The following is a 13,292-nucleotide window of genomic DNA, read 5'->3' on the forward strand; positions in this document are numbered from 1 at the left end:
GGGCAGCCCCGCCTTGATCAGCGACTGCCGCGCCGGGTTCTGCCCGGAGCCGGCCGTCAGCACCTGGCCCATGATCACTTCGCTGACCTGCTCGGGCTTCACGCCCGCACGCTCCAGCACCGCGCGGATCACCGTCGCGCCCAGTTCGGGCGCCGCAATCTTCGCGAGCGAGCCGCCGAATTTGCCGACCGCGGTCCGCGCGGCCGATACGATCACTACATCCGTCATGTTCAATCCCTGCATCGAAATCAGTTTGTCGTCGTGACGCCGGCACGAGGCGATCACACGTGACGATGGCACGCGCCGCGCCAACCGGCGCAATCGCGGTCGGGGTCGGGGTCGCACGCCGCGGTCTTGACGGGTGGCGCCTGTTCGCACCGGCGGCACGGCACACCGCTGCACGGGCACCGCGCACGGACGTCTTGCGGCGCACCGGACGCTTGCCGGCCCCCGCGTGGCACACGCGGCGCCGGCGCCGTCCGGCGCCGATCAATCGTGTCGCGCCGACGCGCGACACGCATTCACGCGCGCCTTCATGCGCGCATTTGCGCGATTACGCAGCCGATTCGCGCGCAGCCGCTGCGTCCTTGCGGGCGGCGGCCGCCGTCTGCTTGGCGCCGCGCGTGGCCGTTTCGCTGACCGCATCGAAGCCGCTCTGCGCCGCTTCGATCGCCTGGCCCGTCGCCGCACGCACGGAGTCGGCCGCGGCGCTCGCCGCGGACAGCGCCGAATTCAGCGCGGCCACCACCGGCGCCGAGCCGGCCGGCGCGTGCTTCGACAGTTCGCCGAGCACGTCCTTCAGGCGCTTGTCGTTCTGTTCGTACTGCGCCTGCGCGACCTTCGCCCATTCGGACTGCGTCGACACCGCGATGTCGAACAAATGGCGCCCATACGACACGGCCTTGCCGGCCGCTTCCTGCGGCGCGGCGACCTGTTGCGCGAAACCCGCGGCCGGGTTGTTGGCGTTGAACGCGTTCTTCAGCTTGTCCTCGTATTCCTCGAGCGCCGTCCGGGCCGCTTGCAGGTTGAGTTCGACGACGGCCTCGAAGCCGTGGATCGCCGGACGGGCGATCGCGAACCAGGCGGCGATACCGGATTGATAATCGGCGGCGAGTTTTTCGGGGGCAAATACGGACATCGGGCACGCTCCTGTTAACAATGCGAGAGACAAACGTAAAGAAAAGTGGAAGCTTGATCGACAGTCGCTTCCTTATTGGCAACCCGCTACCTGTTTGGGCACGGGAAGTTGAAGGAAACCATTCTAGAGCGATTAATTGTCAATTAAGTGGCATTAATGATAGGTATAAACCCTTATTACCCTATACGGCGACCGCCGAGGCCCGCTGCACGCCGATATCGCGAATGACCAACCCGAGCGTCCGACCCGCAATGCCTTTTTACCTTTTTGCAGCATAGCGCATCGTGACATCGCGCAATATTTACCAATTCATTATTCTGTTTATTAGAAAACTGGCCTTCATTGAAAATGGAGCCGCAGTCCATGTAATCGTTTTTCTGAATTTATTATGAAATCGTTTTCCGGATTATAAATGACGAATTCAATAATCGGAGGAATGACGAGTCGCGATAAAAAAGGCCGCTCGAAGCGGCCTTGGTCGATCCGGTCAGGCGCGGGCTCAACCGGCCAGTTCGCGATGCAGCGCGCGAAACTCCTGCGCGAGCTTGTGCGTCGGCTCGAGATGGATCACCGGCGTCGACTGCTGATGTGATTCGCGGATCTTCACCGACGCGGACAACCGCGACGCGAGCACCGGCAGCCCTTCGTCGACGAGCTCGTCGACCAGCCGCTGCGGCAGGCTCGCGCGCGGCTGGAACTGGTTGATGACGATCCCTTCCACCTCGAGCGCCGCGTTGTGGTCCTGCTGGATTTCCTTCACGTTCTCGAGCAACGTGTACAGCGCGCGCCGCGAGAAATCGTCGCAGTCGAACGGGATCAGGCAGCGCTCGACCGCGATCAGCGCCGAGCGCGTATAGAAATTCAGCGCGGGCGGCGTGTCGATGTACACGGCGTCGTACATGTCGAGTTCGTTCAGCGCGTCGCGCAACTTGTAGATCTTGTAGCGCGATTCGAGCTTGCCGTGCAGCGTATCGAGATCCGGATGCGCGGGCATCACGTCGAGCTCCTCGAACGGGGTCGCGTGGATGAACGACGCGACGTCGACCGGACGGAAGTTGAAGGTCAGCGCGGTTTCGAAGAAACCGGCGACGCCCGGTTGCGCGTCGGCCGCCGCGTCGCCGAGCAGGTAGCGCGTCGAGTTCGCCTGCGCATCGAGATCGATGACGAGCGTGCGCAATCCTTCGCTCGCGCTGATCGCCGCCAGGTTGCAGACGATCGTCGACTTGCCCACGCCGCCCTTCTGGTTGAATACGACCCGCCGCATGGTGTCCCCTCGATCGAAACGTCGAAACGGCCAGCTTAGCCGATCAATAATGGCGACCGCGTGACGCAGGTCGAATCGGGCGCGACGGGCATGTGACTTGGGCGCGGCACGCGTCAGATGCGCGGCACCGCGCCCGATACGTATCGATTGCCGGGCACGCTCCACCGCCACGGCAGATCCTGACCGACGCGAATGCCGATGCGCGGCCCGCCCGCCAGATCGGCGGGTGGCGCCATCCCGTCGTCGACGATCGCGAACCCGTCGCGCGCGCCGACTAGGTCGACGCCATCCTGCGCGCCGCCGATCCCCATCGCCTGCGTCAATCGAGCCGGGCCGCGGCACAGGTCGCGATCGCGCGTGCGCGGCGGCCGCGCCGCGCGCATCTGCTCGAGCCCGTGCAGCGGCTCCAGCGCACGGATCAGCACGCCCGTTCCCGCGCCGTCCGGGCCGCACACGCAGTTGCAGCACCAGTGCATGCCGTACGTGAAATACACGTAGAAGTGCCCGGGCGGCCCGAACATCGTCGCGTTGCGCGGCGTCTTGCCGCGATAGGTGTGCGCCGCCGGATCGAGCGCGCCCGCATACGCTTCCACTTCGACGATGCGCCCGGCGCGGCCGTCCGCTGCCGCGAGGATCTTGTTCAGGAGTTGCGGCGCCACCTCGGTGGCCATGCGGTTGAAGAACGCGCGCGGCACGATGGTGCCCGGCCACGGCGCCGCCGTCTTACTGCGTCGCATCGTGCCGGTCCTTCATCGCGGCGAGATGAAGCTCATGATACGCATCGACCAGATCGTCGAGCCCGAACGCAAGGTTTCTGCCGCTGGGGTTGGGGAGCACCCACACCCGCGCCTGCTGGATAGGGGACGGCTGCAATCCCCACGCGGCTTCCCGTTGCCCCGACAGCGCCGCATACGCCGCCTTGCCGAGAAACGCGACGAAGCGCGGCGCATGATGCGCGACCTTCTGCTCGAACCCGGCGGCCGCGGCCACGAATTCCGCGCGCGACAGCTGATCGGCACTGGCGGTCGGCCGCGGCACCACGGCCGTCAGCCCGCAGCCGTAACGGAGAATCTCGCGATCGTCCCGCGGCGAAATTTCCGTCGGCGTGAAGCCCGCGAGATGGATCACGCGCCAGAAGCGGTTGTTTCTCCCCGCGAAGTGATGACCGGTCGCGGCCGCGATCAGGCCGGGATTGATCCCGCAGAACAGGACGTCGAGATGGGGCGCGATGAGGTCGGGGAGTGCGTCAGCCACGGTTCATCCAGGGTGCGGCGTGCAGGAACCACGTAAACGAAACGAGGCCCGAAAACCCGGGCCAAGCGACTGGCTTGGCTCGGACGTTCGGGCCCATCGTGATGCAGGATGCCGACTGGCGATCAGAACGGAATATCGTCGTCCATCTCGTCGAAGCCGCCGCCTGCCGGTGCGCTCGGACGGCTCTGGCCGCCGCCACCCGCACCGCCACGTGCCGCGCCGCTGGCACGGCCGCCGCCACCACCGCCGCGCTCCGCCTGCTCGCCGCGACCGCCACCGCCACCACCGTAGCCGCCGCCATAACCGCCTTCGTCACCGCCGCCACCGCCGCCGCCCGAACCGCCGCGGCCACCGAGCATCTGCATCTGTTCGGCGACGATTTCGGTCGAGTAACGATCCTGGCCGTCCTGACCCTGCCACTTGCGCGTGCGGATGCGGCCTTCGATATAGACCGACGAACCCTTCTTCAGGTATTCGCTGACGATCTCCGCCAGACGGCCGAAGAACGCGACGCGATGCCACTCGGTCATTTCCTTGAAATCGCCGCTTGCCTTGTCCTTGTAGCGATCGGTCGTCGCGAGACGGATGTTCGCAACCGCGTCGCCGCTCGGCAGGTAACGGACTTCAGGATCGGCGCCGAGGTTGCCGACGAGGATGACCTTGTTGACGGATGCCATGTGTTTCTCCAGTAAATTCGATGCGGGGCCGCCCGCGTGTATCGCCGCAGGGGCCCGCCGGGGCAAGCCGGCGCGCTGCCGATGCCTGCCCGAAATAAAAGGTTCAGGCCTTGCGCGGCGGCGCTTTCATGCTGGCCGCGATTATAAGCCAGGCAGCAACGAGCCCCGAACACGTATAAAAGACCGTGTTCGCGCCGCCGTGCTTCAGCAGCCAGCCGCCCACGATGCCGCCGAGCGCGAGCCCGATCGACTGCGTGGTGTTGTAGACGCCCGTGGCCGCGCCCTTGCGCGAACCCGGCGCGAGCTTCGACACGAGCGACGGCTGTGACGCTTCCAGGATGTTGAACCCGAGGAAGTACACGAACAGGATCGCCGCCACAATCAGAATGGTATGCGGTGCGCTGCCGAGCAACAATTGGCCGATCAGGATAGCCAGAATGCCGCCGAGCAGCACCGGCTTCATCTTGCCCCGTTTTTCCGCGACGATGATCGCCGGCACCATCATCACGAACGCGAGCCCCATCACCGGCAGGTAGACCTTCCAGTGCGCGGCGACCGGCAGCCCGCCGTCGACCAAGAGGCGCGGCACGACCAGGAACAGCGCCGTCTGCGTCGCGTGCAGCACCAGCACGCCGAAGTTCAGGCGCAGCAGTTCGACGTTGTGCAGCACCTCGGCGAACGGCGCGCGCACGTGCACGGGCTTCGCCGCGTCGGGCACGATCCACAGCACGACGCCGATCGCGAGGATCGACAGCACGCCGACGATCGTGAACAGCCCGCTCATCCCGACCCAGTGGAACACGATCGGCGCACCGACGATCGCGACCGCGAACGACACGCCGATCGAGCCGCCGACCATCGCCATCGCCTTCGTGCGGTTCTGCTCGGAGGTCAGGTCGGCGATGAACGCGAGCACCGCCGACGACACGGCGCCCATTCCCTGGATCACGCGGCCGACGATGATCCACGTGATGTCGTGCGCGAACGCGGCGACGAAGCTGCCGAGCGCGAAGATCACGAGGCCCGTGGCGATCACCGGCTTGCGGCCGAACTTGTCGGACGCCCAGCCGTAGAAGATATAGAACAGCGACTGCGTGACGCCGTAGGCCCCGAGCGCGATCCCGACGAGCAGCACGTTGTCGCCGCCCGGGATGGTTTTCGCATAGACCGAGAACACCGGCATGATCATGAACAGGCCGAGCATGCGCAACGCGAAGATCGCCGCGAGCGACGTGGTCGCGCGCAGTTCGGGCGCAGTCATGCGGGAAGACGTGGCAGACGGATTGGACATCGGGAATGAATTTCGAATGATCGGAATGTCCGCCCGGCAGCGGGCGGCGGAAGATCAGGACCGGCGGCCTGGCGGCCTTTCGGACGACACGTCGGGGCCGGATGCAGACGGCCTGCGGGCCGCCCGGAACCGTGCGGCGCGACCGCTTTCCCCGGCGCAGGTGTCGCCTTGCTGCCACCTGCTGTAAAGGCTGGGGGCCGTAAACGACGGTCTCGAAAAGCCGTTATAGTAGCAGGTTTGGTTCCCTCCATTTTCGCCAGGTTCATGGAACAGATCCGTATCCGTGGGGCACGCACCCACAACCTGAAAAACGTCAATCTCGACCTGCCGCGCCACAAGCTGGTCGTGATTACCGGGTTGTCCGGGTCGGGCAAGTCGTCGCTCGCGTTCGACACCCTTTATGCCGAAGGCCAGCGCCGCTACGTGGAAAGCCTGTCCGCGTACGCCCGCCAGTTCCTGCAGCTGATGGAGAAGCCCGACGTCGACCTGATCGAGGGGCTGTCGCCGGCGATCTCGATCGAGCAGAAGGCCACGTCCCACAACCCGCGTTCGACCGTCGGCACGGTCACGGAAATCCACGACTACCTGCGACTTTTGTACGCACGGGTCGGCACGCCGTACTGTCCCGATCACGACATCCCGCTCGAGGCGCAGAGCGTGTCGCAGATGGTCGACGCAGCGCTCGCGCTGCCCGAGGAGACCAAGCTGATGATCCTCGCGCCCGTCGTCGCGGATCGCAAGGGCGAGCATGCCGAGCTGTTCGAGGACATGCAGGCGCAGGGCTTCGTGCGCTTTCGCGTGCGCTCGGGCGGCGGCGCCGCGAACGAAGGCGCCGCGAAGATCTACGAGGTCGAGTCGCTGCCGAAGCTGAAGAAGAACGACAAGCACACGATCGACGTCGTCGTCGATCGCCTGAAGGTGCGCCCGGACATGAAGCAGCGGCTCGCCGAATCGTTCGAAACCGCGCTGCGCCTCGCCGACGGCCGCGCGATCGCGCTCGAGATGGATACCGATCGCGAGCACCTGTTCAGCTCGAAGTTCGCGTGCCCGATCTGCTCGTACTCGCTGCAGGAGCTCGAGCCGCGCCTGTTCTCGTTCAACAACCCGATGGGCGCGTGCCCGGAATGCGACGGCCTCGGCCAGATCACGTTCTTCGACCCGAAGCGGGTCGTCGCGCACCCGTCGCTGTCGCTTGCCGCCGGCGCGGTGAAGGGCTGGGACCGCCGCAACCAGTTCTACTTCCAGATGCTGCAGAGCCTCGCGGCGTTCTACGAATTCGACATCGACGCCGCATTCGAGGATCTGCCCGAAAAAATCCGCAAGGTGCTGCTGTTCGGCTCGGGCAAGCAGACGATCCCGTTCTCGTACATCAACGAGCGCGGCCGCACGACGATCCGCGAGCACGTATTCGAAGGGATCATCCCGAACCTCGAGCGCCGCTACCGCGAGACCGATTCGGTCGCGGTGCGCGAAGAGCTGTCGAAGTACCAGAACAACCAGCCGTGCCCGTCGTGCGACGGCACGCGCCTGCGCCGCGAAGCGCGCCACGTGCGGATCGGCACCGGCGACCACGCGCGCGGCATCTATGAGATCAGCGGCTGGCCGCTGCGCGACGCGCTCGGCTATTTCGACGGGCTGACGCTCGAAGGCGCGAAGCGCGAGATCGCCGACAAGGTGATCAAGGAAATCGTCGCGCGCCTGACGTTCCTGAACAACGTCGGCCTCGACTACCTGTCGCTCGAGCGCAGCGCGGAAACCCTGTCGGGTGGCGAGGCGCAGCGCATCCGGCTCGCGTCGCAGATCGGCTCGGGGCTCACGGGCGTGATGTACGTGCTCGACGAGCCGTCGATCGGCCTGCACCAGCGCGACAACGACCGCCTGATCGCGACGCTCAAGCACCTGCGCGACCTCGGTAACTCGGTGATCGTCGTCGAGCACGACGAGGACATGATCCGCACGGCCGACTACGTGGTCGACATGGGCCCCGGCGCGGGCGAGCACGGCGGCGTCGTGGTCGCCGAAGGCACGCCGAAGCAGGTGCAGTCGAACCCGCAGTCGCTGACCGGCCAGTACCTGCTCGGCAAGCGCGTGATCGAGTACCCGGACGAGCGGCTCGCGCCCGATCCGGAGCGGATGCTGCGCATCGTCGACGCGCACGGCAACAACCTGAAGCACGTCGATCTCGAACTGCCGGTCGGCCTCCTGACCTGCATCACCGGCGTGTCCGGCTCCGGCAAGTCGACGCTGATCAACGACACGCTGTATCACGCGGTCGCGCGCCACCTGTACGGCTCGGCGGCCGAACCGGCGCCGCACGAGGCGATCGAGGGCCTCGAGCACTTCGACAAGGTGATCAACGTCGACCAGTCGCCGATCGGCCGCACGCCGCGCTCGAACCCGGCCACGTACACGGGCCTGTTCACGCCGATCCGCGAGCTGTTCTCGGGCGTGCCGACGTCGAAGGAGCGCGGCTACGATCCGGGCCGCTTCTCGTTCAACGTGAAGGGCGGCCGTTGCGAATCGTGCCAGGGCGACGGCGTGCTGAAGGTCGAGATGCACTTTTTGCCGGACGTCTACGTGCCGTGCGACGTGTGCCACGGCAAGCGCTACAACCGCGAAACGCTCGAAGTGCACTACAAGGGCAAGAACATCAGCGAAGTGCTCGACATGACGGTCGAGCATGCGTACGAGTTCTTCAGCGCGGTGCCGGTCATCGCGCGCAAGCTGAAGACGCTGCTCGACGTCGGCCTCGGCTACATCCGCCTCGGCCAGTCGGCCACGACGCTGTCGGGCGGCGAGGCGCAGCGCGTGAAGCTGTCGCTGGAGCTGTCCAAGCGCGACACCGGCCGCACGCTGTACATCCTCGACGAGCCGACCACCGGCCTGCACTTCCACGACATCGCGCTGCTGCTGGAAGTGATCCACCGGCTGCGCGACCAGGGCAACACGGTCGTGATCATCGAGCACAACCTCGACGTGATCAAGACGGCCGACTGGGTGATCGACCTCGGCCCCGAAGGCGGCGCCGGCGGTGGCCAGATCATCGCGCAGGGCACGCCCGAGCAGGTCGCGAAGACGAAGGCGAGCTTCACCGGCAAGTACCTCGCACCGCTGCTCAAGCGTCCGACCCGCAAAGTCGCGGCCGGCTGACGCCCGTTCCACCCTGCCCGCGCGCGGCCGCCCGGCCGCGCGCTCGTCGTAGCCGCCGCGCCCCCTCGTTTTCCCTTCTGCGTTTACACCACGCGCCAAACGGCCCGTTTGCGGACCATAATGGCAGCTATACTTTACGGTCGTAAGGTTCGCCATCCGCACCAATCCGGTGCGGCGCCGGGCGACCCGCGCGCTACCGCGCGCGGCGCGGCACGACATACGGACGACAGGAATCCACGATGGAGAAGCAACAAGAGTCGCGCGACACGCAGAACCGCGAGCCGCACCTGCGCAGCGTGCGGCTGACGAGCGACTTGAGCCTGCCGAAGCTGTCGGCACTCGAGATCGGCAGCTATCTCTTCGCGCTCGTCATGATGTGGCTCGTCCTCGAGCTCAAGCTGCTCGGCGGGATGCTGGCCGGCCTGCTGGTCTACCAGTTGATCCACACGATCGCGCCCGTGATCGAACGCCATACCACCAGCATGCGCGCGCGCTGGGTCGCCGTCGTGCTGCTGTCGATCGCGATCGTCGGCGCGCTCACCGGCCTGACGCTCGCCATCATCGAGCATTTCGAACACACGGTGCCGAACCTGCAGAGCCTGCTCGGCCAGTTGATGCAGATCGTCGAGCAGACCCGCGCCCGCACGCCGGCCTGGATCGCCAACCTGCTGCCCGTCGACGTCGAACAGATGAAGACGAAGGCGGCCGTGCTGATGCACTCGCACATGGACCAGCTCCAGCAAAGCGGCAAGAGCGTCGCGCGCGGCTTCGGCCACGTGCTGTTCGGGATGATCATCGGCGCGATGATCGCGATCGGCGTCGAGCAGGGCAAGGTGCGCCGACCGCTGTCGACCGCGCTCGTCACGCGCGTGTCGCGCTTCGCCGACGCGTTCCGCCGCATCGTGTTCGCGCAGATCAAGATCTCGGCGATCAACGCGGCATTCACCGGCATCTACCTGCTCGTCGCGCTGCCGATCTTCCATCAACGGCTGCCGCTGTCGAAAACGCTCGTGCTGGTCACGTTCATCGTCGGCCTGCTGCCGGTGATCGGCAACCTGATCTCGAACACGCTGATCGTCGCGGTGTCGCTGTCGGTCAGCATGGGCACCGCGATCGCGTCGCTCGCGTTCCTCGTGGTCATCCACAAGCTCGAATACTTCCTGAACGCGAAGATCATCGGCGGCCAGATCGAGTCGCGCGCGTGGGAGCTGCTGCTCGCGATGCTGATCATGGAAGCCGCGTTCGGGCTGCCGGGCGTGATCGCCGCGCCGATCTTCTATGCGTACCTGAAACGCGAGTTGTACCTGCTGCGGCTGATCTGAAGCCGCCCGCCACCGGCAAACAAAAACGCCGCGCCCCGTGAAGGGCGCGGCGTTTTCGCTTGTGGAGCCGGCCGTTGGGGGCCGACGGATCAGCGGAACACGACCGTCTTCGTCCCGTTCAGCACGATCCGGTGCTCGACGTGCCACTTCACCGCCCGCGCGAGCGTCACGCACTCGACGTCGCGGCCGATCGCGGTCAGCTGGTCGGGCGTCATGCTGTGGTCGACGCGCTCGACTTCCTGCTCGATGATCGGGCCTTCGTCGAGATCGGTCGTCACGTAGTGCGCGGTCGCGCCGATCAGCTTCACGCCGCGGTCGAAGGCCTGGTAGTACGGCTTCGCGCCCTTGAAGCTCGGCAGGAACGAATGGTGGATGTTGATCGCGCGCCCGGCGAGCTGCTCGCACATGTTCGGCGACAGGATCTGCATGTAGCGCGCGAGCACGACGAGATCGGCCTGGTGCTCGTCGATCACTTCCAGCACGCGTGCTTCCTGCGCGGCCTTCGCGGCATCGGACGAGCCGCCGATCAGCGGAAAGTGATGGAACGGAATGTTGTAGCTCGCGGCAAGCTGGTAGAACTCCTTGTGGTTCGACACGATCGCCGGAATCTCGATCGGCAGCTGGCCGGTGCGATAGCGGAACAGCAGATCGTTCAGGCAGTGGCCGATCTTCGACACCATGATCACGACGCGCGGCTTCACGGCCGCATCGTGCAACTCCCAGCGCATCGAGAACTGTTCGGCGAGCGGCGCGAACTCCTTGCGAAGCGTGTCGAGCGCCGACGCGGCATCCACGCCGCCGCCGTCCTGTTCGAAGTGCACGCGCATGAAGAACTCGCTGGTGCGGCTGTCGCCGAACTGCGCGGAATCGAGGATGTTGTTGCTGCGCTCGAACAGGAAGCCCGAGACCGCATGGACGATGCCGTGCCGGTCAGGGCACGACAGTTTCAAGATAAAGCTGTGATCGGTCGGCATGACCGCTACTCCCATTGTTTCCGTATTCGTCAAATTGCCCGTTCGCGCCGCGCGGCGCGCGTCGCAGTGCACGTCATGCAGCCGGCACGAACAGCGCGTCGATGCCGGCCGCGTCGGCCGCCGCGATCCAGCGGTGACGCAGCAGCGTGTCGAGCGTCGCGAGGCTCGCATCCATCGTCGCGCGGCCTTCGCGCAGCCAGCCGATCACCTCGGGCACGCCGGCCAGCAGGTGCTCGGCCACTTCGCCATCCTGGTTGCGCGGCGCGAAATCGTGCGGCAGCGGCAGGTCGTACACGAAGATCAGTTCGGACTGCGTGCCTTCCGGCAGCGAGTTCAGTACCTGCACCGTGCGGCCCGCGATCGCGCGCGCCGCCAGGTCGGCCGGAATGCCGGCTTCTTCCCAGCATTCCTTCGCGAGCGTCTCGTGAACGCCCAGCCCCCAGCCGATCCCGCCCGCGACGACGTTGTCGAGCATGCCGGGGTCGGTCGCCTTGGTCGCGCTGCGGCGGCCGAGCCACATCTTCGGCGCGGTCGCGACGGGCGGCTCGCCCGGCGTAACCGCATATTCTACGATGCCGTTCACGTGCACCGCATAGGTCTGCGTGCCGAAGAAGCGCGACGCGGCGCGCTCGATATACGCGAGCGGCGGATCGTCGAAGCGGTTGCGGATCGCGTAGATCTCGTCGCGCCAGCCGGGAATCGCGCCCTCGGCCGCGAGCGCGCCGATCGCGCTGGCCAACGCCATGCTGCGCGCATCGACCGAATCGTAGCGCGCCGACAGCACGACGCGCTCGCCGGTCAGCTCGAACACGTCGGGCCAGCGCGCGAGCTTCGCGACGTCCTGGCGGCGCACCCAGCCGACCGCCTGGCCGGCGATCTCGAAACGCAGGTGCGCGGCCGGATCGAAGCGGCGCGCGGCCGCGATGCACGGAAACGTCATCGTCATCAATCCTTCAGTGCGACGCGGATGCCGATCGCGATGAACGTGGCGCCCGCGATCCGGTCGAGCCACACGCCGGCCTTCGGGCGCCGCTTCAGCCACGTGCCGATCATGCCCGCGCCGACGCCGAACAGCGAGAAGACCGCGGCCGTCTGCAGCATGAACAGCGCGCCGAGCTCGAACATCTGCAGCGTCACGCTCTGCGCGCCGTGCGGATCGACGAACTGCGGCAGGAACACGACGAAGAACAGCGTGACCTTCGGGTTCATCAGGTTGCCGATCACGCTCTGCCGGAAGATCGTGCCGAGCGGCTGCGGCGGCCGCGCATGCGCGTTCGCGAGACCCTGGCTGCGCAGCGCCTTGATGCCGATCCACACGAGGTACGCGGCGCCCGCGAGCTTCAGGATCTGGAACGCGACCGGCGACGAACGCAGCACGGCCGCCACGCCGAGCGCCGCGAGCGTCGTGTGGAACAGGATTCCCGCCGTGAAGCCGAGCGCGGCGACGAAGCCGGCCGCGCGGCCCTGCGAGATGCCGCGGGCGAGCACCTGCAGGTTGTCGGGACCCGGCGCGAACGTGATCGCGACCGACGTGGCGAGAAACAGCATGAAGTTGGGCATCGTGACCTCGCTGCGGAAGGTGAACCAAGCGGTGAACCAAGCGTGAACCGAGGCCAGCCGGGGCGGCAAACCCCGACGGACCGGCGTTCAGTGGCCGGCGAATTCGGTAACGGTATAGACCGGCAGTCCGGCGTTGCGCAGCAGCGTCGAGCCGCCGAGATCGGGCAGGTCGATGATCGCCGCGCCTTCGACGACCTCCGCGCCGAGCCGCTGCAGCAGATTGCGCCCCGCCATCATCGTGCCGCCGGTCGCGATCAGATCGTCCATGATGATCACGCGGTCGCCGGGCTTGCACGCATCTTCGTGGATCTCGACCGTCGCGCTGCCGTATTCGAGGTCGTACGACTCCGAACGCGTCTTGTACGGCAGCTTGCCGACCTTGCGGATCGGCACGAAGCCGACGCTCAGCTCGTACGCGACGATCGGCGCGATGATGAAGCCGCGCGCGTCGAGCCCCGCGACGTAGTCGAGCTTCGCGTCGACATAGCGTTCGACGAACAGGTCGACGAGGATGCGCAGCGCCTTCGGGCTCTGCAGCAGCGTCGTAATGTCGCGGAACTGCACGCCGGGCTGCGGCCAGTCGGGCACCGTGCGGATCTGGCTGTGGATGAAGGCGACCGGATCGAGCGGTGCGCCCGGCGACGAATGCGGCATGAAACTCT

At 66.4% G+C, this 13,292-nt stretch carries 12 protein-coding genes and 1 pseudogene; 2 read left to right on the plus strand and 11 right to left on the minus strand.

The window, feature by feature from the left end; all coding sequences use genetic code 11:
* The 7 genes and pseudogenes from AP428_RS11460 to AP428_RS11490 form a co-directional block, all read right to left on the minus strand.
* Window positions 1-282, minus strand: a pseudogene (locus AP428_RS11460) (acetyl-CoA C-acetyltransferase); the annotation flags it as partial.
* 271 nt (window positions 283-553) lie between these two features.
* The gene (gene phaP / locus AP428_RS11465) at window positions 554-1,138 is read right to left on the minus strand and encodes a TIGR01841 family phasin (RefSeq protein ID WP_011694404.1); all 585 of its coding nucleotides are present in this window, start codon (window positions 1,136-1,138) and stop codon (window positions 554-556) included.
* Between the two features lie 499 nt (window positions 1,139-1,637).
* Complete coding sequence (locus AP428_RS11470) at window positions 1,638-2,402, minus strand: ParA family protein (protein ID WP_011546225.1); 765 nt, start codon at window positions 2,400-2,402, stop codon at window positions 1,638-1,640.
* Between the two features lie 113 nt (window positions 2,403-2,515).
* Window positions 2,516-3,139 carry a DNA-3-methyladenine glycosylase gene (locus AP428_RS11475; protein ID WP_011546226.1) on the minus strand — a complete coding sequence of 208 codons (624 nt, stop codon included), beginning with the start codon at window positions 3,137-3,139 and terminating at the stop codon, window positions 2,516-2,518.
* On the minus strand, window positions 3,126-3,656 hold the full coding sequence (gene mug / locus AP428_RS11480; protein ID WP_054928048.1) for a G/U mismatch-specific DNA glycosylase: 531 nt from the start codon (window positions 3,654-3,656) through the stop codon (window positions 3,126-3,128). Before mug ends, AP428_RS11475 begins: the two co-directional genes overlap by 14 nt.
* A 122-nt stretch (window positions 3,657-3,778) precedes the next feature.
* Complete coding sequence (locus tag AP428_RS11485; RefSeq protein WP_006477800.1) at window positions 3,779-4,333, minus strand: single-stranded DNA-binding protein; 555 nt, start codon at window positions 4,331-4,333, stop codon at window positions 3,779-3,781.
* Window positions 4,334-4,436: 103 nt separating this feature from the next.
* The gene (locus tag AP428_RS11490; RefSeq protein ID WP_006477799.1) at window positions 4,437-5,624 is read right to left on the minus strand and encodes an MFS transporter; all 1,188 of its coding nucleotides are present in this window, start codon (window positions 5,622-5,624) and stop codon (window positions 4,437-4,439) included.
* A 264-nt stretch (window positions 5,625-5,888) separates the two neighbouring features.
* On the opposite strand from AP428_RS11490, the gene uvrA reads away from it, so the two are divergent.
* A complete protein-coding gene (gene uvrA, locus AP428_RS11495) occupies window positions 5,889-8,774 on the plus strand; it encodes an excinuclease ABC subunit UvrA (protein WP_054928049.1) in 2,886 nt (961 codons plus the stop codon).
* Window positions 8,775-9,013: 239 nt separating this feature from the next.
* The gene (locus AP428_RS11500; RefSeq protein ID WP_006477797.1) at window positions 9,014-10,096 is read left to right on the plus strand and encodes an AI-2E family transporter; all 1,083 of its coding nucleotides are present in this window, start codon (window positions 9,014-9,016) and stop codon (window positions 10,094-10,096) included.
* Between the two features lie 89 nt (window positions 10,097-10,185).
* On the opposite strand, the gene purU is transcribed toward AP428_RS11500, so the two are convergent.
* The 4 genes from purU to AP428_RS11520 form a co-directional block, all read right to left on the minus strand.
* Entirely contained in the window at window positions 10,186-11,070 is an 885-nt protein-coding gene (gene purU, locus AP428_RS11505) for a formyltetrahydrofolate deformylase (RefSeq protein ID WP_006483149.1), read from the minus strand.
* A gap of 73 nt (window positions 11,071-11,143) precedes the next feature.
* Window positions 11,144-12,010 (minus strand): NUDIX hydrolase family protein, encoded by an 867-nt coding sequence (locus tag AP428_RS11510; RefSeq protein ID WP_054928058.1) that lies wholly within the window; start codon window positions 12,008-12,010, stop codon window positions 11,144-11,146.
* A 5-nt stretch (window positions 12,011-12,015) separates the two neighbouring features.
* Window positions 12,016-12,630, minus strand: a complete 615-nt coding sequence (locus AP428_RS11515; protein WP_011694405.1) for a LysE family translocator — start codon at window positions 12,628-12,630, stop codon at window positions 12,016-12,018.
* 87 nt (window positions 12,631-12,717) lie between these two features.
* Window positions 12,718-13,284 (minus strand): adenine phosphoribosyltransferase, encoded by a 567-nt coding sequence (locus AP428_RS11520; protein ID WP_012329235.1) that lies wholly within the window; start codon window positions 13,282-13,284, stop codon window positions 12,718-12,720.
* Between the last annotated feature and the right edge of the window lie 8 nt (window positions 13,285-13,292).

This window comes from Burkholderia sp. E168m22 (assembly GCF_001319805.1).
In the GTDB taxonomy this organism is placed as follows: Bacteria; Pseudomonadota; Gammaproteobacteria; order Burkholderiales; family Burkholderiaceae; genus Burkholderia; species Burkholderia orbicola.